The following is a 24295-nucleotide window of genomic DNA, read 5'->3' on the forward strand; positions in this document are numbered from 1 at the left end:
CGCGCGGCATGGCCTCAAGTCTGCACGAGGCGCTTGGAACGTGCGATCGACATGAGGATGCCCAGCGCCAGGCCCAGGGTGACCATGGCCGTTCCGCCGTAGCTGATGAAGGGCAAGGGCACCCCCACCACCGGCAGGATGCCGCTGACCATGCCCATGTTCACGAAGGCATAGGTGAAGAAGATCATGGTCACCGCCCCGGCCAGCAGCCGCGAGAACAGCGACGAGGCCTCCAGCGCGATGGTGAAGCTGCGCAGGATCAGGAAGATGAAGCCGGCGATCAGCAGCAGGTTGCCCACCAGCCCGAACTCCTCGGAGTAGGCGGCGAAGATGAAGTCGGTGGTGCGCTCGGGGATGAACTCCAGGTGGGTCTGCGTGCCCTGCATGAAGCCCTTGCCGAAGAGGCCGCCCGAGCCGATGGCGATCATGCCCTGGATGATGTGGAAGCCCTTGCCCAGGGGGTCGCGGGTCGGGTCCAGCAGGGTGCACACGCGCTGCTGCTGGTAGTCGTGCAGCAGCGGCCAGTCCACGCCCGGCGCGCACAGCTGCGGCTCGAACACCACCAGCAGCAGGATGCCCACGCCGCCCAGGACCACCGGCGGGATGATCAGCTTCCAGGGCAGGCCGGCGAAGAAGATCACCGACAGGCCGGCCGCCATCACCAGCAGCGAGGTGCCCAGGTCCGGCTGCTTCATGATCAGGCCCACCGGCACCGCCAGCAGCACGCCGGCGATGAGGAAGTCGAGCGGGCGCATCTGGCCCTCGCGCTTCTGGAACCACCAGGCCAGCATCAGCGGCAGGCCGATCTTGAGGATCTCGCTGGGCTGGATCACGACGCCCACGTTGACCCAGCGCCGGGCGCCCTTCTTGGTGATGCCGAACAGGGCCACGGCGATCAGCAGCGCCACCCCGATGAGGTAGATCGGCACGGCCAGGGTCATCAGGCGCTGCGGCGGCACCTGCGCCACCACGAACAGGATGAACCCGGCGATCAGCATGTTGCGGCCGTGGTCCATGAAGCGCGTGCCATGGTCGAAGCCGGAGGAAAACATGGTGACCAGCCCGGCGCACGCCAGCAGGAAGATGGCGAAGGCGAGCGGGCCGTCGAACCCCTCCAGCAAGGGCGCGGCGCGCCGCCAGAGCGGGGGTTTCTCGAACACGGCGGACATAAGCCGAAATTATCGCCGCTGGCATGATCGCCCCCATGACCTTCCACCCCCCGGGGCCTTCGCCCCAGCCGCCCGTGACGCATTTGCTGTACCTGCACGGTTTCCGCTCCTCGCCGCGCTCGGCCAAGGCGGTGAAGGTGGCGCAGCGGATCGCGCAGCGCCACCCCGGCGTCACGTGGTGGTGCCCGCAGATGCCGCCCTCCCCGCGCGAGGCGATGGCGCAGGTGATGGCGGGCATCGCCGGCTGGCCGCGCGCCACCCTGGGCGTGATCGGCTCCTCACTCGGCGGCTTCTATGCCACCTGCGTGGCCGAGGCCACCGGCTGCCGCGCCGTGGTGCTCAACCCCGCGGTCGACCCGGCACGCGACCTGGCGAAGTACATCGGTGAGCAGACCGCCTGGCACGACCCGGCCGAGCGCTTCTTCTTCGAGCCGCGATTCGTCGATGAACTGCGCGCCCTCACGCCGGGGCCGGGCGTGGGGGCCCCACTCACGCGCCTGGAGCGCTACTTCGCCGTCATCGCCCGGGGCGACGAGGTGCTGGACTGGCGCGAGATGGCGGCCCGCTACGCCGGCGCCCGCATCAAGCTGCTGCCGGCCGGCGACCATGCCCTGAGCGATTTCGACGACCACATCGACGAGGTCTTCGCCGCCCTCGGCCTGGGGCCGGCCGCCTAGGTGGCCCATGGGACAATCCGTCCCATGTTCGTATTGTTTGAAGAAGCCGGCAAATTCCAGGCCGGCCGGGTGCTGTCCGAGGCCGAGGCCTCGGCGCAGGTGGAGCTGGAGACCGGCAAGCGCGTCAAGGTCAAGGCCGCCCACATCCTGCTGAAGTTCGAGAAGCCCTCGCCCGCCGACCTGGTGGCGCAGGCCCAGGCCGTGGCCCAGGAGATCGAGCTGCAGCTGGCGTGGGAGTTCGCCCCCGAGGAGGAGTTCGGCTTCGCCGACCTCGCGCGTGATTATTTCAGCGCCAACGCCAGCCTCGAGCAGCAGGCCGGCGCCCTGTTCCGGCTGTTCGAGGCGCCGCACTATTTCCGCCGCGCCGGCAAGGGCCGCTTCCGCAAGGCCCCGGCGGAGGTCGTGCAGCAGGCCCTGGCCGCGATCGAGAAGAAGAAGCAGCAGCTGGCTCAGATCGCCGCCTGGGCCGGGGAGCTGGCCGAGGGCCGCTGCCCCGCCCCGATCCGCGAGCAGCTCTATCGCATCCTGTTCAAGCCGGACAAGAACGCGCCCGAGTACAAGGCCGTGGTCGAGGCCGCCCGCAGCACCCACCTGGCGCCGCTGGCGCTGCTGCAGCGGGCCGGTGCGATCGAGTCGGCCTACCAGTTCCACTGGAAGCGCTTCCTGTTCGAGCACTTCCCCAAGGGCACGGGCTTCCCTGCCCTCACGGCCCCCGCGATCACCGAGGACCTGTCGGTGGCCGCCGGCGTGCGGGCCTACTCGATCGACGACTCGCACACCACCGAGATCGACGACGCGCTGTCGGTGCAGGGCCTGGGCTCGGGCACGGTCACCGTCGGCATCCACATCGCGGCGCCGGGCCTGGCGCTGCAGCCGTCCACCCCGGCGGACGCGGTGGCGCGCCAGCGCCTGTCCACCGTCTACATGCCGGGCTACAAGATCACCATGCTGCCGGACGACGTGGTGCAGGCCTACACCCTGCAGGAGGGCCGGGACTGCCCCGCCGTCTCGCTGTACGTGCGTTTCGACGAGGCCACGCTGGAGATCCAGGGCAGCGAGACGAAGCTGGAGCGCGTGCCGATCGTGGCCAACCTGCGCCACGACCAGCTCGATGACAGCGTCACCGAGGCCTGGCTGACGGACCCGGCCCATGCCGGCGACGCCGTGCCGCCGGTGGCGGCGCAGGCGCGCGAGCCGCTGATGTTCCTGTTCCGCCTGGCGCGCGAGCTCAAGGCCCGGCGCGAGGTGGTGCGCGGCAAGCCCGAGACCTTCAACCGGCCCGACTACACCTTCCGCCTGGAAGGCAACGACGGCGCCGAGCCCACCGGCGCGGAGGCCGTGCGCATCGGCGTGCGCCGCCGCGGGGCGCCGCTGGACCTGATCGTGGCCGAGGCCATGATCCTCGCCAACAGCACCTGGGGCCAGTGGCTGGCCGACCTGGGCGTGCCCGGCATCTACCGCAGCCAGGCCAGCCTGGCGCCCGGCATGAAGGTGCGCATGTCGACCAAGGCCGCGCCGCACGCCGGCATCGGCGTGAAGTGCTACGCCTGGAGCACCTCGCCCCTGCGCCGCTACACCGACCTGGTGAACCAGTGGCAGATCATCGCCTGCGCCCGCCACGGCCGCACCGCCGCCCTGGCCGCGCCCTTCAAGCCGAAGGACGCGGAGCTGTTCTCCATCATCTCCGGCTTCGACGCCGCCTACTCCGCGTACAACGCCTACCAGGCCGGCATGGAGCGCTTCTGGACGCTGAAGTACCTGCACCAGAACGGCATCACCGAGCTGGTGGCCACCGTCTTCAAGGAAGGCCTGGTGCGCGCCGACGAGCTGCCCCTGGTGCTGCCGGTGATGGGCGCCAACGGCCTGGCGCGCGGCGCCAAGGTGCGGGTGAAGCTGGGCGAGGTCGACGAGATCGCGCTGGACGTGCACGGCACCGTGATCGAGCGCCTGGACGTGGAGCCCGCCGCCGATGCGGCGCAGGAGGACGCCGAGGACGACGAGGAGGCCGTGGCCGGCCCGATCGCCATCGCGGTGGACGTCAACGAGGCCGAGCCCGCGGCCGATAATCCGGCCTCGTGAAGCTCAAGCCCAAGCTCAGGTCCCTGACCACGCTGCAGGTCTCGCTGGCCGTTTCGGTGGCGGCCCATGCGGCCCTGCTGGCCGTGCGCTTCGTCGACCCCCAGCGCTTCGACCGCATGTTCCAGGACACGCCGCTGGAGGTGATCCTGGTGAATGCCCGCGGCAACGAGAAGGTGGACAAGGCCCAGGCCATCGCCCAGGCCTCGCTGGCCGGCGGCGGCGAGGCCGCGAAGGGCCGCGCCACCTCGCCCCTGCCCGCCTCCGCCCTGACCGAGCTGGGCGACGCGCCGGAGGAAGCGCAAAAGCGCGTGGAGGCGATGCAGCAGCAGCAGCAGATGCTGCTGGCGCAGGTGCGCCAGGCGCTGGCCAGCCTGCCGGTGCCCGACCCGCGCCAGCCCACCGACAACCCCGAGGGCCAGGCGCGCGAGGAAAAGCGCCGCCAGCTGGTCAAGCTGCTGGCCGAGATCGAGCGCCGGATCAACGAGGAAAACGCCCGCCCCAAGCGGCGCTACGTCAGCCCCTCGACGCGCGAGGAGGTCTACGCCGTCTACTACGACGCGCTGCGCCGGCGCATCGAGGACCGCGGCACGCAGAACTTCCCCGAGATGTCCGGCCAGAAGCTGTATGGCGAGCTGACCATGCTGCTCACGGTCAACCACGACGGCCGGGTGCTCGCGGCCGAGATCGTCGAGGGCTCGGGCAACGCCGCGCTGGACCGCCGCGCCCTGGGCATCGCCCGCGCCGCCGGGCCCTTCGGCCGCTTCAGCGACGGCATGCGCCAGCGGGCCGACCAGATCGTGGTGGTCTCGCGCTTCCGCTTCACGCACGACGAGACGCTGGAAACCAAGCTCACCAGCCGCTGACCCCCGGCCCCCCAAAAGAACCGCACAAGACAGACCCGCGAGGAACGACCATGGACCGCTTCTGCGTGATGGGCAACCCGGTGGCGCACAGCAAGTCGCCCTGGATCCACCACCGCTTCGCCGAACTCACCGGCCAGCCGATCGACTACCGCCACCACCTGGTGCCGCTGGACGGCTTCCAGCAGGCGGTGCGCGACTTCCGTGCCCAGGGCGGCCGGGGCTGCAACGTGACGGTGCCCTTCAAGTTCGACGCCTTCGCCGTGCCCGGCGTGCGCCACTCGGCCCGCGCCGAGCTGGCCGGCGCCTGCAACACGCTGAAGTTCGACGGCGAGCAGGCCTTCGCCGACAACACCGACGGGATCGGCCTGGTCCATGACATCACCGTCAACGCCGGCGTGCCCCTGGCCGGCGCGCGGGTGCTGCTGGTGGGCGCCGGCGGCGCGGCCTGCGGCGTGCTCGGCCCCTTCATCGAGGCGCGGCCCGCCGCCATCACCGTCGCCAACCGCACCCTGGACAAGGCCCAGGCCCTGGTCGAGCGCCACGCCGCGCTGGCCGCGGCCCAGGGCGTGCCGCTGCAGGCCTGCGCGCTGGACGACGTGGGCGCGGCCTATGACATCGTGGTCAACGGCACGGCCAGCAGCCTGGGCGGCGCCGAGGCGCCGGTGCCCGCGCGCGTGCTGCGCCCCGGCACGCTGGCGGTGGACATGATGTACGGCCCCGCCGCCGAGCCCTTCCTGGCCTGGGCCCGCGCCCATGGCGCAGTCGGCCGCGACGGCCTGGGCATGCTGGTGGAGCAGGCCGCCGAGTCCTACGCCATCTGGCGCGGCGTGCGCCCGCCCTCCGGGCAGGTGCTGCAGGAGCTGCGGGCCACGCTGGAGGCGGCGGCCGCATGAAGGCGCTGGCGCGCTGGCTGCTCCTGGCGGCGGCCGCCTTCCTGGCGCTGCAGCTGTATTTCGTCGGCCGCATCGCCCTGATGGCGGTGGTCGACCCGCAGTCCACCGCCTTCCAGCGCTCCGAGGCCTGGCGCATCGCCACCGAGAAGGGCCGCCTGCCCTGGCGCCAGCAATGGGTGCCCTACGCGCGGATCTCCGACAACCTCAAGCGCGCCGTCATCGCCGCCGAGGACGACAGCTTCGTCAACCACGAGGGCGTGGACTGGGAGGCGATGGAGAAGGCCTGGCAGAAGAACACCAAGGCCGAGGAGCAGGCCGCGCGCCGGGCCCAGCTCGCGCCCAACCGCGCCCGGCCGCCCAAGGTGGTGGGCGGCTCCACCATCACGCAGCAGCTGGCCAAGAACCTGTTCCTCTCGGGCGAGCGCACCCTGCTGCGCAAGGGCCAGGAGATCGTGCTGACCTTCGCGCTCGAGCGCCTGCTGTCGAAGGAGCGCATCCTGGAGATCTACCTGAACTCGGTGGAATGGGGCGAGGGCGTCTTCGGCGCCGAGGCCGCCGCGCAGCACTACTACCGCAAGCCCGCGGCGCGCCTCACGGCCTACGAGGCGGCGCGGCTGGCGGTGATGCTGCCGCGGCCGCGCTACTTCGAGAAGCTGCCCAACTCCGGTTACCTGGCCAGCCGGGCCTCGGTGATCGTGGGGCGCATGCCGAACGCCGAGCTGCCCTGAGGCAGCCCCGAGGCCGCCCTGAAGCCACCGGGCGGCCAGCCTGAGGCGGCGCCCCCCGGCCGGTGCCGCTCGCCGCCCGGCGAACCCGCCCCCGGTCACGACACGCCGCCCCCCGGCTTCCCCTGCCCCCCGGCCTTGGCAGGCGCCCCGCCGCTGCCCAGCACCGTGGCGACACGGTCCGTGACCGCCTTCATGTCGTACAGCGAGGGCGCCTGCTTCGGCCGCCAGGCCCGCCGCCCCGGCGCCAGCCACCAGCGGGCCTCGTCCAGCCGGAAGGCGTCGCGGGCCACATAGCCGGTCCGCGTCACCTGCCACGACAGCGCCTCGAAAAGGGCCAGGGCCGCGGCCGCGCCCTCACGGGACTCGACGCACCAGCCCGGCTGCGTCGCCGCCTCCCTGCGCTGCAGGGCGGCGATCTCGGCCTCGAGGTCGACCACGCCGAGCGCCCGGGTGGCGGCCGCGCCGCCCCAGCCGTCCTCGTCGTCGATGACGAGCACCGGGTCCTTCTTGCGCTGCAGCAGGGCCACGACCTCCTCGTGCCGGCGGCGCTGGCGCGCCAGGTCGCCGGCGGGCAGCAGCGCCCCCAGCTTGCGCAGCAGCCGGTCGATCGGCAGGTGCAGGATCGCGTCGCGGGCGTCGGCGTCGATCAGCCGCGGCGGGTCGGCGCGGGAGTACCAGGGGCAGCCGCTGGCGGCCACCTGGCGGCCGAAACTCAGGTCGTGGTCGAACGCCGTCACGCCGGCCGCGCCCTCGGCGTCCTGCCAGGCCACGTAGTTGCCCGGGTTCGGGTCGACCTCGCCGATCAGGGTATGCAGCCACTGCAGCCGGGTGAGCTCCCGGCGCAGGCGCGGCGCGCCGTAGTCGATCGCCGCCACGGCCCTGCGGGGCTCGAGCGCGACGGACCCCAGGCCCTTGCGTTCCGCGCGGTGCCCGTTGGTCAGGCTCAGGTGGTCCCGGGCCAGGACGCTCCCCAGCCACCCGAGGTCCTGCGCCAGGGTGGCGAGGGCCTGGGGGCGGCCCCGCAGGCGGGCGAGGTCGGCTGCAGGCAGCGTGAGCTGCAGGGCCCCCCGGACCTCGGGCGACTGGCCCGCCGCGAACGACATCAGCAGGCCCGGGATCGGCTTGCCGCCCTGCTCGCAGGTGGCCAGCGCGGTGAAGGGCAGCAGGTCGAAGCCCAGCGCCCGGTCCACCACGAACGCGGCGACGTTGCGCTCATTGCGCCGGGGCTGCGCCCCGTCGATGCCGGCGAGGCGGAAGGCCTCGGCGACGGCCTCGCCGGCGGGCGATCCGCCCGGAGGGGGCGGCGCCGCGGCCGTCCCGGCGAAGGGCCGGAACACCGCGCCGACGCGCTCGCTGCCGTCGAGGAACTCGATGCGGTAGACCCGGTTGTTCTCCCCCGCGCCCAGCTCACGGACCTGCGTGACGACGCAGGTCTCGTCACCGACCCGCAGCAGGTCCCGGCGCGGGGGCGGGACCTTGCCGGCCGGCGACGGCGGCGGCCGCGGCGGCGCGGCCGCCGGCAGGGACCTGGCTTCGCGCGCGGCCCGGAACGCGGTCCCGGGTCGGGCCGGGTCCTTGGCTTCGGGCTTGGCTTCGGGCTTGGCTTCGGGCTTGGCTTCGGGCTTGGCGTCCGGCTTGGCTTCGGGCTTGGCTTCCGGCTTGGCTTCGGGCCGCTGCGTCACGGTGCGGGGCATCGCGACGGAGGGCCGCGGCAGGCTGGAGGACGGCGGCTGCGGCACGCCGGGGGGGTGGGGCGGCGGCCGGGGCGGCAGCACGCCGGAGGAAGGCGGCTGTGGGCGTGGCACCTCGGGGCGTTGCGGCTGGGGGCGGGGCGCGCCGGAGGACGGCGGCAGGGCGCGGGCTGGCGCGGAAGACTTCATCGAGACCGCTCCCTCAGCCGGACCCTGCCCCGTCCTCCGACCGGGACGACTCGCTGCTGCGGCGCGGGCTGTCCGGGGTCATCGGCGTGGGTTCGCCGGAGCTGGACACGGTGACTTCGCCCGTGACCTGCAGCGCAGCCTGGACCGCACTGCCCTCGGCGCCATGGCCCTGCGCGCCGGCCGGCTGCGGCGGCAGGTGCCAGGTGGCCACGCTGCGCACCAGCGCCCCGCCCTGGCCGATGGGCCCGGCATCCTCCTCGTCCGACGCTTCGCCCGGGAGGCCGTTCGTGCCGGACTCGCCGTTCGCGCCCGGGGTGCGGAAGGCGGACGCCTCGGGTGCCTCGGCGCCGTCGCTGTCCTCCTCCGGATCGCCCAGGTCGCCCAGGTCGCCCAGGTCGCCCAGCGACAGCGGCACGATCAGGCCCGCCTGGGTCGGCGCCAGCCGCTGGCGCACCTCACGCAGCAGTTGCTCCATCTCGGGCTCGGCCCGCGAGTCGAGCAGGGGAATGCGCAGGCGGCCGAGGTAGGCCGAGAGGGACCGCTCCAGCTGCTCCAGGTGGGCCGTGTTGGTCTTCTCGAGGCGCGAGAGCGCGGTCGCGAGGTTGCGCTCGCCGACCACGCCCTTCGCGTCGGCGGGAGCGGCCCGGCACTGGGCCCGGTGCCGGAGGTACGCCACCAGGGCCGCGCGCATCTCGTCGTAGCGCCCGCCGCGGTGGGTGCCGGGCAGGGCGTCGAGCAGGAGCGGCAGGTCGTCCCGGTCGAGGAGGTGGGCCAGCGCCGGGTGGACCTGGCTCGCACCCGCCAGCCCGCCCGCGACGCCGACGCCGACGCCGCCCGCCAACCCGCCCCCGCCGTGCTTCGACTCGGCGACCGCCGCGGACCGGGGGGAGGCCCCGCCCTCCTGCGGTGCGACGCTGACCTGCCAGCGGCCGAACGCCACGTCGGCCTCCCGCGGCGAAGCGGGCGGCGAGGAGGTCGTCAGGGGCGGGTGCTGGGTCGTCGTGCCGGGGCTGCTGGTCGTCGTGCTGGAACTGCTGGTCGTCGACGGCGAAGCCTGCGTGCCCGGGGGACGCACGCCGCGGGGGCTGTGGATCATGGTGTCCTTTCCGGGCGGCGGAGGGCCGCCCGGCGGACTTATAGGACCGTGCGGGGCCGGGCCCGGCAGCTGCCGGCCGATGCCCGGACCACCGGTTCCCCGCGTCAGTCCTGCGGTGCCTTGCGCAGGATCTCGACGACCGGCCGGGTCAGCACCTCGCGCAGCCCCCACCAGCCGGCGGCCAGGGCCAGCAGGGCGCCGGCCGCGCCGCCGGCCAGCGGCACCAGGGGGGAGGCGCGCCACTCGAAGTCGAACGCGTAGCGCGCCAGGGCCCAGCCCACCGCGCTGGCCACCCCGCTCGCCAGCAGGCCCGCCAGCAGTCCCACCCCGGCGAGCTCCGCGCGCTGCACCTGCCGCAGCAGCGAGGCACGGGCGCCGACGGCGCGCATCACCGCGAACTCGCGCGCGCGCTCCTCGCGGGTGGCGGTGACGGCCGCGAACAGCACCACCACGCCCGCCGCCAGGGTGAAGCCGAAGAGGAACTCCACCGCGCGGATCACCTGGTCCAGCACCGACTGCACCTGCGTCAGCGTGGCCGACATGTCCACGCTGGTGATGTTGGGGAAGGCCCGCACCAGGGCGTTGTCGAAGCCGCGCTGCGCCGGGGCCCGGAACGAGGTCATGTAGGTGGACGGCGTGCCCGGCATCTCGGCGACCGGGAACATCACGAAGAAGTTGGCGCGCATCGAGCCCCAGTCCACCTTGCGCAGCGAGGTGATGCGCGACTCGTGCACCAGCCCGCCGATGTCGAAGCGCAGCGTGTCCCCCAGCTGCAGGCCCAGGGTGCGGGCCAGGCCCTCCTCCACGCTGGCGCCATCGCGCTCCTGCGGCACCCAGCGGCCGGCCACCACCGGGTTGTGCGGCGGCTGCGCCGCGCTGTGGGAGAGGTTGAACTCGCGGTCCACCAGGCGGCGCGCGCGGTCCTCGGCGTAGTCATCGGGCGAGACCGCGCGGCCGTTCACCGCGACGAGGCGGCCGCGGATCATGGGGTACCAGTCGTAGCGCGCCACGCCGGCCGACTCGAGCATGGCGCGGAAGGCGGCGGCCTGGTCCGGCTGCACGTTGATCACGAAGCGGTTGGGCGCGTCGGGCGGGGTGGCGCGGCGCCAGCTGTCGACGAGGTCGGTGCGAAGCAGCACCAGCAGCACCAGCGCCAGCAGGCCCACCGCCAGCGCGCTGACCTGCACCACCGCGTAGGCCGGGCGGGCCGAGACCTGGCGCGTGGCCAGCACCAGCCAGCGCGGCGCGGTGGCCTCGTTGACCACCGCGCGCAGCGCCTTCACCGCCACCCAGCCCAGGCCGGCGAACAGCACCACGGCGCCGGCGAAGCCGCCCACCGCGATGGCGCCCAGCTTCAGGTCGCTGCTGGCGGCCAGCAGCAGGGCGGCGAAGCCCGCCACACCCAGGCCCAGCACCGCCAGCGAGGCCGGCTTCAGCCCGCCCACGTCACGGCGGATCACGCGCAGCGGCGGCACCTGCGCCAGCTGCAGCACCGGCGGCAGGCCGAAGGCGGCCAGCAGGGTCAGGCCCATGCCCAGGCCGAAAACGGCGGGCCAGGCGCCCGGCGGCGGCAGGCCGGCGTCGACCAGCCCCGCGAGCAGCCGCACGAAGACGAAGTGCACCGCCCACCCCAGCGCTACGCCCAGCGCGCTGGCGCCCGCCCCGACCACGCCGAACTCGAAGGCGTAGGCCAGCGCGATGGTGCGCTGGCGCAGGCCCAGCACGCGCAGCATGGCGCAGTCATCGAGGTGGCTGGCGGCGAAGCCGCGCGCGGCCAGGGCCACCGCCACCGCGCTCAGGAGCGCGGCGAGCAGGGCCACGAGGTTGAGGAATTTCTGCGCGCGATCGAGCACCTGGCGCATCTCGGGTCGGCCGCTGTCCAGCGACTCCAGCCGCAGGCCGCGCAGGTCCTGCGCCTTGACCTGGGCCTGGGTCCAGTCGGAGAAGCGGCGCACCGCGGCGTCGGGGCCGGTCACGGCCAGGCGGTAGGTCAAGCGGCTGGCCGGCTGCACCAGGCGGGTGGCGGCGAGGTCGGCCTCGCCGATCATCACGCGCGGCGCGAAGCTCATGAAGCCGGCGCCGCGGTCGGGCTCCGTCACCAGGATCCGCGCGATGCGCAGCTTCGCATCGCCGAGCCACAGGGGCTGGCCCACCTGCAGGCCCAGCGCGTCGAGCAGCGGCGCGTCGACCCAGGCCTCGCCCGCGGCGGGCACCTCGCGCGTGGGCTCGGCCGGCGCGTCGGGCGCGGGGGCCACGGTGAGGCGGCCGCGCAGCGGGTAGCCGGGGGGCACGGCCTTGAGGGCGACGAGGCGGCTGGCGCCGCCCTGCGCGTCGTCGGCGCGGGCCATGGTGGGGAAGCTCACCGTGGTGGCGGCCTGCAGGCCCAGCGCCCTCGCCTGCTGCGCGAAGGCCGGCGGCGCCGGCTGGTCGCTGGCGACGACCGCGTCGCCTCCCAGCAGCTGGCGCGCGTCGCGCGCGAGGCCGGCCTGCAGCCGGTCGGCGAAGAAGCCCACCGCGGCCAGCGCGGCGACGGCCAGGGTCACGGCCACGATCACCAGGCGCAGCTCGCCGGCGCGCAGGTCGCGGCGCAGCGTGCGCCAGCCCAGGCGCCAGGAGGAGGTCGAAGTCATGGGACTGAAGGTACCCCAAAAGCAATGGGGGCCGCAGCGGCGGGGGCGGCGCCGTCGGCCTGCGCCAGCGCCCGCCGCAGGCCCTGCGCCAGCGCCTCCAGCCCCGGGCCGGCCATGACCTCCAGGTGGGCGCCCGGCAGCGGCACGACCTCGATCGCGCCGCGCACGCGCGCCTCCCAGCCCAGGCGGGGGCCGGCGGCGAGCTGGCGCAGGTCGGCGTCGCGGGCCTTGAACAGCCACAGCGGGCCCGCCCAGTCACCGGGGTCGTGGCGCGCCTGCAGGCCCATGAAATGGCGGTACAGGGACTCCTCCACCAGCTCCGGCGGCAGCGGCTCGCCGCGCGAGCGCAGGGCCTCGGCCTGGGCGTGGCGGGCCAGCGCCGGGCGGGCCGCCCGCTGGCGGGCGACCCAGGCGCGGGCGTGCTGCCAGGGCCGGCGGCGGGCCAGCCACAGCTTGCGCCAGGGCGCGATCGCGGCGCGCGCGGCGGCGGGCTCGAGGGTGTCGATCATTGCCAGCAGGTCCACGCCCTGGCCCCGGGCCTGCAGCTGCCGCGCCATCGCGAGGGCCACCAGCCCGCCGCCGGAGTAGCCGACGAGGCGGTACGGCCCCCGCGGCGCCACCGCGCGCAGCGCCTCCAGGTACTGGGCCGCCATGGCCTCGATGGACGCCAGCGGGGGCAGGCGGCCGTCCACGCCCTGGGCCTGCAGACCGTACACCGGCTGGTGTGCGCCGAGGCGGTCGGCCAGCGGGCGGAAGTTCAGCACGTGGCCGCCGGCGCCGTGGACGCAGAACAGCGGCGGCCGGGCGGGGTCGCCGGGCCGCAGGGTGACGAGGGGAGACCAGGGCGGCGGGGTGGCGGCGGGTGCGCGTGCCGCATCGCAGGTTGCTGGCGCTACCGGGGCTGCGGCCCCGGCCTGTGCCAGCCGGCGCGCCAGCCCGCCCAGGGTCGGCGCCTCGAACAGGATGGACAGGGGCAGGTCCACCCCGAACTGCCGGCGCAGGCGCGCGAACAGCCGCACCGCGACCAGCGAGTGACCGCCGAGCGTGAAGAAATCGTCGTGCCGCCCGGGATCCGCGACACCGAGCAGGTCGCGCCAGATCGCCGCAATGCCCGACTCCAGCGGGGTGAGGGCGGCGCACGGCGATGCCGGCCCTTCCGACGGGGCAGGCATGCGAGCCGGAACGTCGGCGCGCGAAGCGGCGGCGGGCGCTGTGGGCGCTGTGGGCGCTGTGGGCGCTGTGGGCGCTGTGGGCGCTGTGGGCGCTGTGGGCGATGTGGGCGATGTGGGCGATGTGGGCGATGTGGGCGATGTGGGCGATGTGGGCGATGTGGCGGCCGGGGCGGGGGCGGATGCGCGGCCTGTCCCGGCGTCGGCCGTCGGGAGCTCCTGCGCCGCCTCCCGCGCCGTGGCGATCACGAGCGGCGCGCCGGCCGCGAGCGCGCGCTCGAACAGCGCGGGTGCGTCGCCGGCCCGCAGCCCCTCGCCGAGCCGGGCCCGCAGCATCGAGGCCGGCCGCGCCGCGGGCATCGCCAGCACCGCGGGGTCGACCGCACGCAGGCGCAGGCCCTGCAGCGCGGCCAGGAGCGAGCCGCCGGGCGCGAACAGCCAGGCATCGAACGACGCGTCGCCGCCTGCCCCGGCGCCGCGGAGGCGGACGCGGCACTCGAAGCGCGCCGGCAGCGGGGCCCGCAGGACTGCGCGCTCGAGCGAGACCGGCGCGAACAGGCGGCCCTGGCCGGGCGCCGGCAGCAGGTGCAGCCCGAGGGTGGCGGCGGCGTCGAGCAGCGCCGCGTGGCAGGCGAAGGTGTCGAGGTCGCGGGCGAACGCGGCGGGCAGCGCGAGCCGGCCCTCGGCCGCCCAGGGGCCGAGGCGCTGCGCCTCCAGGCAGTCCCAGCGCGGACCGAAAGCCAGCGCCACATGCCCGCCCTGCGGCGCGCGCCCGGGGACCCAGGGGCCTTCCAGCGGCGGTGGCGGTTCGCCCTCACCCTTGCCCTTGCCCTTGCCCTTGCCCTTGCCCTTGCCCTCGCCCTTGCCCTCGCCCTCGCCCTCGCCCTCGCCCTCGCCCTCGCCCTCGCCCTCGCCCTCGCCCTCGCCCTCGCCCTCGCCCTCGCCCTCGCCCTCGCCCTCGCCCTCGCCAGCGCCCTCGCCAGCGCCAGCGCCCTCGCCAGCGGCAGCGGCAGCGGCATCACCCCCGGGCGCCAGCAGCGCGCGCGCATGGACCCGCCAGCCGGCCTCGCCGGGGCCGCGGCTGCGGGCCTCGAGGGCCAGGCCCTCGCCGGCCGGGCGCAGCAGCACCTGCAGGCGGCGCGGCGCGGCGTCGAACGCCAGCGCGGCGTCGAGCGCGAGCTCGCGCACCGCCAGCGGGCCGGGGCCGCGCAGCGCGGTCCAGGCGGCCCGAGCCACCTCCAGCCATGCCACGCCGGGCAGCACCGGCCGGCCGGCGACCCGGTGCTCGGCCAGCGGCCACAGGCGCGCCGGATCGGGCTGCGACTCGAAGGCGAGGGCCCCCTCCACCGGCTCACGGCGGGCGCCGAGCAGGGGGTGGGTGGCGGCTGGCGGCGGCGGGGCCATCGCCGCCGGCGCGAGGCCCCAGGCGCGCGCCGCCATGCCGGTGTCGGCCCACAGGCCCCAGCGCAGCACCCGCCCGTCGGGCCGGGCGCGGGCGACGGCCTCGGCACAGGCGTTGGCGGCGACGTAGTCCACCTGGCCGGGCGGCGCGAGGTCCACGCTGGTGGAGGAGAACACCGCGAACAGGTCCAGCGGCCGCGGCAGCAGTCGGTGCAGCACCCACGCGCCGCCGGCCTTGCCCGCGAGCAGCCGGTGCATGTCGGCCAGGGGCTTGGTGGCCAGGGGCGCATCGTCCACCTCGCCGGCGGCGTGGAACACACCATGCAGCGTTCCCCAGCGCGCGGCGGCGCCCGCCAGCACCTGCGCCATGCGGGCCGGGTCGGCCACGTCGGCCGCCTCGACCTGCACCTCGCCGCCGTCCCGCGTGATGGCCAGCAGGCGGCGCAGGAGGCGGGCCAGCGGCGCATCGTCGCCACGGGCCGCCAGCACCGCCCACTGCGCCGGCGGCGGCAACGCGCGGCGCGACACCAGCACGAGCCGCGCATGGCAGCGGCGCGCGAGCCAGTGCGCCAGCGCGAGGCCGAGGTCGCCCAGGCCGCCGGTGACGAGGTACACGCCGGCCTCGCGAAGGCCGGCCCCTGCACCTACACCTGCACCTACACCTGCACCTGCACCTGCACCTGCACCTGCACCTGCACCTGCACTGGCACTGGCACCCGCACTGGCACCGGGGACAGCGCCGGGACCGCCGGCCACCGCCCTCGGCGCGGCCAAGCGTTCCCGGCGCGGCGTCCAGCGCTCGCCGTCGCGCCAGCCGGCGAGGGCCGGCCCTTCGACGCGGCCGGAGGCGAGGTCGGAGGCCTCGGCCAGGAGATGGCGCGCCGCACCCGCCGCGCCCGCTGCAGGATCGAGGTCGACCATGCGAGCCCCCAGCCCCGCGACTTCACGCGGCGCGACCCGGGCCGGCCCCAGCGCCAGCGCCTGCAGCGGCGACACGGGGGCCTGGCCCGCCACCGCCTGCGCCCCGGCGGTCGCCACCAGGAGCCGGGGCGGCTGCGCGAGGTCCAGCCACTGCAGGGCGCGCGCGAGCCGCACCGGGCCGTCGAACGCCTCGGCCCGCAACGGCAGCGGCTCCCCGGGCCGGCGCAGCGGCGCAAGGGCTCCGGCATGGACCACGATGTCGGGCAGTCGGCCCTCGGCCTGCAGTGCCTCCAGCACCTGCCGCAGGTCGTCCTCGCCGCCGGGCGCGATGCACCAGTGCGACGGGCCGAGGCGCACGAAGCCCCCGCCGTGATCGGCACGCAGCAGCTCGCGGCCCGGGCCGCGGAAGCGGCGGCCCAGCGCGCGCGCGAGCGAAGGTCCGGCACCGACGAGGAGCCAGCGGCCCCGGGGCGGCACGACGGCGGTCAGGTCCTCGCGCCCCCACCGCTCGGTGGACAGCCGGCTGGGCGGATCCCCCGCGGCGGGAGCGGTCGCGGCAGGCCCACCCGCCGGGGCGCCGCCGGCGGCAGGGGGACCGGCAGGCGTTTCGGCGGCATCGGGATCGGCATCGGCGCCGTCGAAGCCGGGACCGGACGGCTCGACGGGGGCCGGCGGCTCGATCCAGTGCCTCGTCGACTCGAACGCGCAGGTCGGCAGCGGCTGCCGCCGGCGCCGGCCCGTCCCCCCCACCGCTCGCCCGTCGATCGCGACACCGCGGCACCACAGCGCGCCGGCGCTGGCCAACATGACCGGCAGGTCCTCCCCGGGCGCACCTGCCGCACCTGCCGCACCTGCCGCACCTGCCGCACCTGCCGCACCTGCCGCACCTGCCGCACCTGCCGCACCTGCCGCAGCTGATGCACTGGATGCACGGGCCGCGGCCCGCGTGCTGGCGAGCACCTCGCGCGAGCGGCCCGGCCCCTGCGCGCGGGCGAGTGCGGCCAGCCCCTGCCCCGGCCCCACCTCCACCCACACCGCGCCCGGCAGCGAACGCCGCAGCAGCCGCAGCGCGCGGGCGAAGCGCACCGGCTCGCGCAGGTGGCGCGGCCAGTAGCCGGGTGGCAGGGCCTCGCCCGGCCGGACCCAGCAGCCCGTGACGGCGGAGAGGAACGGCCGCTGCGCGGGCCGCGCGGCGAGCGTGCGGGTGAACGCCTCCAGCTGCGGGAGCAGCGGCTCGACCGCGCGCGAATGCGCCGGCGCGCCCACCGGAAGCCAGCGCGCCTCGACGCCCTCGGCCTCGAGCTGCGCCGCCAGACGCGCCAGCGCCGGCCCGGGACCGCTGGCGGTGCACAGCGCGGGCGCGTTGAGGGCAGCGAGGTCCAGCCCCAGCGGCGCGAGGCGGGGCCGCAGCAGGGCCTCGGGCAGGGCCACCGCCAGCAGCCCGCCCGGCGGCGCGGCCTCGAGCAGGCGGCCGCGCAGGCAGGCCAGGGCCAGCGCGTCCTCCAGCGACAGCAGGCCCGCAAGGCAGGCCGCAGCCACCTCGCCCGCGCTGTGGCCGAGGACGGCAGCCGGCTGCACGCCCCAGTGCGCCCACAGGGCCGCCAGCGCGAACTGCAGGACGAACAGTGCGGGCAGCGCGAGGTGCGGCTGCTGCAGCCAGTGGGTCCCCCCTGCGGCCCCGGCACCGCGGCCATCCGCCCCGGGCCCCAGCAGCGCCTCGCGCACCCGCGGCCCGACCTCGGCGGGCAGCGCCCGGCAGCAGGACGCCACGGCCTCGCCGGCGGCCGGCCACGCCAGCAGGTCCAGCGCCGCGCCGGGGAACTGCGCTCCCCCGCCGGGCAGCAGGAAGGCCACGGGCGGGGACGCACCGGCCGGCGCGGCGGAAGCGGCCGGGACCCGCGCCCGCAGCGCCTCGCGCAGTCCCGCCGCGTCGCGCGCGACCAGGGCGACGCGGTGCGGGAAGGCCCGGCGGCCGATGCGGGTGGTGAAGGCCGCGTCGGCCAGCGCGAAGTCGGCCGGCGGGTCGTCCAGGAAGGCGCACCACTTCGCGGCCAGCGCCTGCAGCGAGGCCTCGCTGCGCGCCGACAGCGTGAACAGCTGCCAGGCCAGGGCGGCCTCGGCCGGCGCCTGCGGCGCCTCCTCCAGCACCAGGTGGGCGTTGGTGCCGCCCACGCCCAGCGAATGCACCGCCGCGCGCCGCACGCGCGGGCCGCGGGGCCAGGGGCGCGGCGCCACGGGCACGGTGAACGGCAGGCCCTCGTGCGCCCAGCGCGGGTTGGGCCGCCGGAAATGCAGTTGCGCCGGCCACAGCCCGTGGCGCAGCGCAAGGCAGACCTTGACCAGCGAGGCCGCGCCGGCGGCGGTGTCCAGGTGACCGATGTGCGCCTTCAGCGAGCCGAGCGCGATGGTGCCCGGCGCCGCCGCGCCATAGGCCTGCGCCAGCGCCGCGACCTCGATCGGGTCGCCCACCGCGGTGCCGGTGCCGTGGGCCTCGACCGCGTCGATGTCGGCGGGGCGCAGGCCGGCGACCGCCAGGGCCTCGGCGGCGCAGCGCGCCTGCCCGTCGACGCCGGGCGCCAGGTAGCCGGCCTTGCCACGGCCGTCGTTGTTGACGGCGCTGCCGCGGATCACGGCATGGATGAAGTCGCCATCGGCCAGCGCGTCCTCCAGCCGGCGCAGCACGACGACCGCGACGCCGCTGCCGAAGACGGTGCCCGCCGCGTCGGCATCGAAGGCGCGGCAGCGCCCGTCGGGCGAAAGGATCTCGCCAGGCGCGTGGCGGTAGCCCGCGCGGTGCGGCAGCTCGATGCTGGCGCCGCCGGCCAGGGCCAGGTCGCACTCGCCGGCCAGCAGGGCCTGGCAGGCCAGGTGCACCGCCACCAGCGAGGTGGAGCACGCGGTCTGCACCGCCACGCTGGGGCCGCGCAGGTCCAGCAGGTACGACACGCGCGAGGTGAGGAAGTCCTTGTCGTTGCCGGTGTGCCGCAGCAGGAACAGGCCCATGGACCGCAGCAGCGCCGCGTGGGGCAGCAGGTGGCGCGCGAAATACAGCTGCGCGCCGCAGCCGCCATACACGCCGATGGCGCCGGTCCCGCCGCCGAAGGTCTCGGGCAGGTGGCCCGCATCCTCCAGCGCCTCCCAGGCGCATTCGAGGAAGTGGCGGTGCTGCGGGTCCATCACCGCGGCATCACGCGGCGCCAGGCCGAAGAAGCCGGCGTCGAAGTCCTCCATGCCGGCCAGCGGCAGGCAGGCGCGCACGTAGGCCGGGTCGGCGGCCTCGGCGGGCGGCACGCCGGCGGCGCGCAGTTCGGCGTCGGTGGGGCGGTGGGTCGCGTCGCGGCCCTCGCGCAGCAGGCGCCACAGCGCCGCGGCGTCGGGCGCGCCGGGAAAGCGCCCGGCCAGGCCGATGATGGCGACGGCCCCGGCCGGGGCCTCAGGCGGCCGGGACATGGGCGCGGCGCTGGCGGCGCGCCTGGGCGCGGTCCTGGCCCTGCGCCACCGCCCCCGGGCCCACCGGTGCGCCCGCGGCCGGCGTGCCGCGCGAGGCGAGGTGCCGGGCCAGCGCGGCGACCGTGGTGTGGCGGAACAGGTCGGCCACCCCCAGCTCGCGGCCGGTGGCCTCGCGCAGGCGGCGCTGCACCTGGACCACGGCCAGCGAGTGGCCGCCCAGGTCGAAGAAATTGCAGTCGCGGCCGACCTCGTCGACGCCGAGGACCTCGCGCCAGGTGGCGGCGACGAGCCGCTCCAGCGCGCCAGCCGTCTCATGCGCTTCATGCGCTTCACGCGTGCCTTGCGTGCCTTGCGTGCCTTGCGTGCCTTGCGTGCCTTGCGTGGCGCGTTGCGCCAGCGCGAGCCGGTCGACCTTGCCGTTGGCATTGAGCGGCAGGCGCGCGACCACCGTGAGCGAGGCCGGCAGCATCGCCTCGGGCAGTTCGAGCGCGAGCCGGCGGCGCAGCGTGCGCGGCTCGGGCGGGCGGCCAGGGTCGCCCGCCGTGACCCAGGCCCGCAGCGACGGGGCCTGCCCGCCCTCCGCGCCGACGACGACCACCGCCGCCTCGCGCACGCCGGGCTGGCGCGCGAGCGCGGCCTCGACCTCGGCCGGCTCGACGCGGTGGCCGCGGATCTTCACCTGCTGGTCCAGCCGGCCGAGGAACTCGAGGCGGCCGTCCGGGTGGCGGCAGACGCGGTCGCCGGTGCGGTACAGGCGCCGCCCCGGGTGCGCCGGGTCGGCCACGAAGCGCTGCGCCTGCAGCGCCGGCAGGCCGACATAGCCGCGCGCCACGCCCGCGCCGCCGATCCACAGCTCGCCGGGCACCAGGGCCGGGCATTCCTGCCCCCAGGCATTGCGCACGTGCAGCGTGGTGTTGGCCAGGGCCTCGCCCAGCGGCACGAAGCCATCGGCCGGCCCCAGCTCGCCGACCTCGCCGCAGGCCGACCACACCGTGGTCTCGGTGGGGCCGTACATCTGCAGCACGCGGCCCGGCACCAGCGCGCGCAACTCGCGCGCCAGCGGCACCGGCAGCGCCTCGCCGCCCACCAGCAGCACCGACAGCCGCCGCAGCGCCTCGCGCCCCGTCTCGTCGGCCACCAGCAGCGCCGCCAGCGAGGGCGTGCATTGCAGGTGGGTGATGCCCTCGCTGCGCATCTGCGCGGCGACGTCCGCGACGTCCCCAACACCACCAACACCACCAACACCACCAACACCACCAACACCACCAACACCACCAACACCACCAACACCACCAACACCACCAACACTCGCAGCACCCGCAGCACCGTCCGACCCTTCCGCCCCCCCCGCAACCGTGGCACCCGCGGCACCCTCCGTCCCCTCCGCACCCGCGGCACCCGCGGCACTCCCTTGCGCATGCGAAAGCGGCGGCGGCAGGCGCCGGGGCCGCTGGGCCAGGGCCATCAGGCGGCGCAGGTCCTCGAGGTGGGCGAGCACGGTGTCCTCGGGCAGGCCGAAGTCGATGAGGCAGGCGATCTCGTCGACGCCCGCGGCACGGAGCCGGCGCACCAGCGGCAGGCAACGCTCCGGGCTGCCGATGAGGGCGCCGCCGTCGGCGTAGCGGCGGAACGCGTGTTCGAGCAGGGCCTCCATCTCGTCGTCCTGCAGCGGCTGCGCCTGCATCACCTCCAGCGGCGTGCGGCCGTCCGCGGCGGCGCGCTGCACGAAGGTGGGGAAGGTCCAAGCGGCTTGGCGCACCAGGTCCACCGCGTCGCGCAGGTAGGCCTTCATCGGGCCGCGCGCGGCCTCGCGCGCCGCCTCGTGGTCCTCGCCGACGAAGGCATGGACCATGAGCGTGACCTGCCCGCGCCCGGGATGGCCCGCGGCCCGCCGCGCCGCGCGGTAGGCCGCCACCTTGGCCGCGACCTCCTCCACCGTCTGCCCCAGCAGGTGCGTGAGCACGTGGCAGCCGGCGCGGCCCGCCGACTCGAAGGTGGCAGGGTGCGAGGCGGCGGTGATCCACACCGGCAGCTCGGACTGCACCGGCGCGGGCAGCGCGCGCAGGCGCAGCGCCTCGCCCTGCGGCCCGGCGCAGGCGAGGGCCTCGCCGCGCCACAGCGCGCGCACCGTGTCGACGCCCTCGAACAGCAGGCGCCGGCGCTCGGCGAAGGCCTGGGGCGCGAGCGCGAAGTCCTGCGGCTGCCAGCCCGAGGCGAAGGCCACGCCGGCGCGGCCGCCCGAGAGGTTGTCGACCACGGCCCACTCCTCGGCGACGCGCAGCGGGTGGTGCAGCGGCAGCACGCAGCTGCCGGCGCGCACCTTGACGCGGGTGGTGATGGCGGCGACCGCGGCGCCGGTGACCGCCGGGTTGGGGTAGAGGCCGCCGAAGGCATGGAAGTGGCGCTCCGGCGTCCACACCGCCTCGAAGCCGTGGCGGTCGGCGAAGCGCGCGGCCTCGAGCAGCAGGCGGTAGCGGTCGCCGCCGCCGGGCGCCTGCGAGGCATCGCTGGCAAAGTGGAATAGGCTGAACGCGGGGCCCGCCGGACGCCCGGGTGGGTCAGCCCTCGCCCCCTCGTGTGTCCCATGTGCCCCCTGTTCACCCTGCGCACCCCGCGTGCCCTGCGTGCCCTGCGTGCCCTGCGTGCCCTGCGTGCCCTGCGTGCCCTGCGTGCCCTGCGTGCCCTGGGTGTCGTGTGCCCCCTCGCCCGCAACGTCGTGTGCACTGGTGCGCGGGCCGGGCGCGAGGACCACGGTGAATCCGCGCGAGAGCGTCCACAGCAGTTCAAGCACGGCAATGTCGAACGACAGCCGCGTGACCGCGAGCCAGCGGCCGCCGCCCGCGTGCGGCACGCGCGCGTCCAGCCCGGCGAAGAGATTGAGCAGGCCGGCGTGGGTGACGGCCACGCCCTTGGGACGGCCGGTGGAGCCGGAGGTGTAGATCACGTAGGCCTCGTGGCCGCCCTCGACGCGCGGCCAGGGGACGCCTTCGCCTTCGCCCTCGCCCTCGCCCTCGCCCTCGCCCTCGCCCTCGCCCTCGCCCTCCGCTGCACCTGCACCTGCACCTGCACCTGCACCTGCACCTGCAAAGGGGTCCCGGCCGTCGTCCACGTCCCCCGGCACCACCACGGCCTCCTCCGGCACCCCCAGCAGGGCCGCGGCCTGCGCATGGCCCACGACCAGGCGCACCCCGGCATCCTCCCGCATCAGGCGCAGCCGCGGGGCCGGCTGGTCCGGGTCCAGCGGCACCCACGAAGCGCCGCAACGCAGGAGGGCCAGCAGGGACGCCACCAGGTCCGGCGTGCGGGTCAGGCACACGCCGACGCGGTCGCCGGGCCCGGCGCCGCGCGCGCGCAGCGCCCGGGCGAGCACCAGCGCGCGCCGCTGCAGCGCCGCCTGCGTGACGCGCTCGCGCCCCCAGGCGATGGCGGTGGCGCCGGGCCGTGACTGCGCGGCCCGGGCCACGGCCTCGTGCACGCCCAGGCCCATGTCCACCGCCAGCGCGGTGTCGTTGGCGGCCAGGCACTGCGCGGCCTCGATCGGCGGCTGCAGCGGGACCTCCCCCACCCGGCCGTCGGCGCGGGCGAACGCCTGCAGCCAGGCTTCCAAGTGGCGCGCCATCACATGGGCCACCGGCGGCGCGAAGGCGGCGGCGTCGACATGCAGGGCCAGCGGCTGGCCCGGCGCGGCGGCATGCAGCACCAGCGCCAGCCCGGGGACCGGGCCGCGCCCGCCCAGGCAGAGACCGGCGCGCAGCGGACCGGCGCTGCCGGCCGCGCGCCCCAGCCGCAGCGGCAGGTCACGCGTCATGGGGCCGGCGTCACGGGCGCGGGCGACGTGCACCGCGGCCCGCGCCCGGGCATGCCGCACGCGGCGCGCGGCCGGCGTGCGCAGCACCAGCGGCACCCAGGCCGAGGCCCAGGGCTCCAGGCCCTCGGCCTGGCCGGCGAGGACGGCATCGGTGTAGAACACCCCCACCGCATCCTGCCCGGTGAGCGCCGAGAGCCAGGCGCAGAAGGCAGCGACGGTGTCGCTGCCGGCCTCGGCCGCATCCAGCGGCAGGCGCAGCGGCGAGGGCAGGCCGGCCGGCGCGCCAGCCGCCGCACGCCGGTACGGCAGTTCCAGCGGCGGCAGGTCCTCGAGGGCGCGCCGCCAGGGCACCTCGGCCCGCGCCAGGCGCGGCTGGGCCTGGGCCAGGCGTTCGCGCAGCGCGGGATCCAGCGCGGGCAGCACCTGCCCCGCGGCCAGGCCCCGCAGCGGCGGCGACGGGTCCGCATCGAGCGCGCGCAGGCCCTCCACGCGCAGCACGCCCTGCGCGGTGGCCACGCGCAGGCCGCCGTCCTCCACCGCCAGCACCGTGCCGGGCACGACGCGCGGGGCCTCGGCCGCGCCGGCAGGCCCCGCGCTGGCCCGGCCCACCGCCAGCAGGCGCGTGCCGGTCCACAGCTTGGGCAGGGCCAGCGGGTTGGGGTAGTCCTCCACCGTCAGCCCGCGCACCAGCGCGCACAGCTGCGGCGCGCGCCAGCTCCAGTCGAGGGTGGCCAGGGCCGGCGGGCGCAGGTGGCGGCCGAAGCCGCTGGCGGGGCCGCGCTGCGGCGCGAGTACGGCCCCGCCCGCGGCGAGGTCGTCCATGAGCGCGAGGAAGGTGGTGAAGCCAGCCTCGTAGCAGCGCGCGTTCAGGCTCTGCGCGGTTTCGTCCGGTGCGAGGTCGAACAGCTGCTGGCGGGCGATGCGGCCGCGGTCCACCGCCTCCGTCATCTCGTGCCAGGTGACGCCGTGGCGGGTCTCGCTGCAGATCAGGGCCCAGTGCGGGGCATGCAGTCCGGCATAGCGCGGCAGCGGGCCATCGTGGAAGTTGAAGGCCTGCCGCGCCCGGCGCAGCAGCGCCGGCGGCAGCACGCGCAGGTTGGCGACGCTGAACAGGCAGTCGGCCTCGGGCAGGCTGGCGGCCTGCGCCAGGGGACCGGCCGGCAGCGCACGGCCCCGGGCCCAGCCGAGCACGGCCGCGTCGGCGCTGGCGACCGCCGCCACCGCATGCCCGGCCGCGAGCCAGGCCTCGGCGCATCGGACCAGGAGCGTGCCGTCACCGATGAAGACGGCCCGGATCGCAGCAGACATCGCATCGCCTCCCTGCAGGAGCGCGCATCGTAGGCATCCGCCCTGCCGGAGTCCGGGCCGCGCTTACAACTGGAAATGCCTTTTTGGTGAACCCTCGCCTGCTTGGCCGCTCTCGCCCGCGCCGGGCCTCGTTCACGTGCGGAAGTGCATGTTCTTGCCCAGCAATTGGCAAGGCCTTGTCCGACGTTTCGATACGCTTGTTGCCGACACGAGAATCCGGCCT

At 76.0% G+C, this 24295-nt stretch carries 11 protein-coding genes; 5 read left to right on the forward strand and 6 right to left on the reverse strand.

The annotated features are described in order from the left end of the window. Positions 1-14 precede the first annotated feature (14 nt). On the reverse strand, positions 15-1169 hold the full coding sequence (gene rodA, locus ACT80S_RS08545; protein ID WP_377415088.1) for a rod shape-determining protein RodA: 1155 nt from the start codon (positions 1167-1169) through the stop codon (positions 15-17). A 35-nt stretch (positions 1170-1204) separates the two neighbouring features. Here rodA and ACT80S_RS08550 point away from each other — a divergent pair, with 35 nt between their 5' ends. The 5 genes from ACT80S_RS08550 to mtgA are packed head-to-tail and all read left to right on the forward strand — an operon-like array spanning position 1205 to position 6409. After that, a complete protein-coding gene (locus tag ACT80S_RS08550) occupies positions 1205-1846 on the forward strand; it encodes a YqiA/YcfP family alpha/beta fold hydrolase (protein WP_377415091.1) in 642 nt (213 codons plus the stop codon). A gap of 24 nt (positions 1847-1870) precedes the next feature. Then, positions 1871-3925 (forward strand): ribonuclease catalytic domain-containing protein, encoded by a 2055-nt coding sequence (locus tag ACT80S_RS08555; protein ID WP_377415093.1) that lies wholly within the window; start codon positions 1871-1873, stop codon positions 3923-3925. Then, on the forward strand, positions 3922-4788 hold the full coding sequence (locus ACT80S_RS08560) for an energy transducer TonB (RefSeq protein ID WP_377415095.1): 867 nt from the start codon (positions 3922-3924) through the stop codon (positions 4786-4788). The genes ACT80S_RS08555 and ACT80S_RS08560 overlap by 4 nt, the downstream gene beginning before the upstream one ends. A gap of 50 nt (positions 4789-4838) precedes the next feature. Continuing rightward, entirely contained in the window at positions 4839-5681 is an 843-nt protein-coding gene (gene aroE, locus ACT80S_RS08565; RefSeq protein WP_377415097.1) for a shikimate dehydrogenase, read from the forward strand. Continuing rightward, complete coding sequence (gene mtgA / locus ACT80S_RS08570; RefSeq protein WP_377415099.1) at positions 5678-6409, forward strand: monofunctional biosynthetic peptidoglycan transglycosylase; 732 nt, start codon at positions 5678-5680, stop codon at positions 6407-6409. The genes aroE and mtgA overlap by 4 nt, the downstream gene beginning before the upstream one ends. Positions 6410-6504: 95 nt before the next feature. Here mtgA and ACT80S_RS08575 read toward each other — a convergent pair whose 3' ends face one another. The 5 genes from ACT80S_RS08575 to ACT80S_RS08595 form a co-directional block, all read right to left on the reverse strand. Next, entirely contained in the window at positions 6505-8289 is a 1785-nt protein-coding gene (locus tag ACT80S_RS08575; protein WP_377415102.1) for a hypothetical protein, read from the reverse strand. Positions 8290-8302: 13 nt separating this feature from the next. Further along, positions 8303-9385 (reverse strand): hypothetical protein, encoded by a 1083-nt coding sequence (locus ACT80S_RS08580; RefSeq protein WP_377415104.1) that lies wholly within the window; start codon positions 9383-9385, stop codon positions 8303-8305. Between the two features lie 104 nt (positions 9386-9489). Next, positions 9490-12015: an ABC transporter permease gene (locus ACT80S_RS08585; RefSeq protein WP_377415106.1), complete on the reverse strand. Its 2526-nt coding sequence runs from the start codon at positions 12013-12015 to the stop codon at positions 9490-9492. Beyond that, positions 12012-18956, reverse strand: a complete 6945-nt coding sequence (locus ACT80S_RS08590) for a beta-ketoacyl synthase N-terminal-like domain-containing protein (RefSeq protein ID WP_377415108.1) — start codon at positions 18954-18956, stop codon at positions 12012-12014. The genes ACT80S_RS08585 and ACT80S_RS08590 overlap by 4 nt, the downstream gene beginning before the upstream one ends. Further along, positions 18940-24072, reverse strand: coding sequence for a MupA/Atu3671 family FMN-dependent luciferase-like monooxygenase (locus ACT80S_RS08595; protein WP_377415110.1), 5133 nt, complete (start codon positions 24070-24072; stop codon positions 18940-18942). The genes ACT80S_RS08590 and ACT80S_RS08595 overlap by 17 nt, the downstream gene beginning before the upstream one ends. Positions 24073-24295: the final 223 nt, after the last annotated feature.

The sequence above is a fragment of the Ramlibacter sp. MAHUQ-53 genome (assembly GCF_052600055.1).

Excerpts from the sequence above, each read along its gene's own strand:
- rodA (WP_377415088.1), bottom strand. The coding sequence starts at position 1,169 with ATGTCCGCCGTGTTCGAGAAACCCCCGCTCTGGCGGCGCGCCGCGCCC.
- ACT80S_RS08550 (WP_377415091.1), top strand. The coding sequence starts at position 1,205 with ATGACCTTCCACCCCCCGGGGCCTTCGCCCCAGCCGCCCGTGACGCAT.
- ACT80S_RS08555 (WP_377415093.1), top strand. The coding sequence starts at position 1,871 with ATGTTCGTATTGTTTGAAGAAGCCGGCAAATTCCAGGCCGGCCGGGTG.
- aroE (WP_377415097.1), top strand. The coding sequence starts at position 4,839 with ATGGACCGCTTCTGCGTGATGGGCAACCCGGTGGCGCACAGCAAGTCG.
- mtgA (WP_377415099.1), top strand. The coding sequence starts at position 5,678 with ATGAAGGCGCTGGCGCGCTGGCTGCTCCTGGCGGCGGCCGCCTTCCTG.
- ACT80S_RS08575 (WP_377415102.1), bottom strand. The coding sequence starts at position 8,289 with ATGAAGTCTTCCGCGCCAGCCCGCGCCCTGCCGCCGTCCTCCGGCGCG.
- ACT80S_RS08580 (WP_377415104.1), bottom strand. The coding sequence starts at position 9,385 with ATGATCCACAGCCCCCGCGGCGTGCGTCCCCCGGGCACGCAGGCTTCG.
- ACT80S_RS08585 (WP_377415106.1), bottom strand. The coding sequence starts at position 12,015 with ATGACTTCGACCTCCTCCTGGCGCCTGGGCTGGCGCACGCTGCGCCGC.
- ACT80S_RS08590 (WP_377415108.1), bottom strand. The coding sequence starts at position 18,956 with ATGTCCCGGCCGCCTGAGGCCCCGGCCGGGGCCGTCGCCATCATCGGC.
- ACT80S_RS08595 (WP_377415110.1), bottom strand. The coding sequence starts at position 24,072 with ATGTCTGCTGCGATCCGGGCCGTCTTCATCGGTGACGGCACGCTCCTG.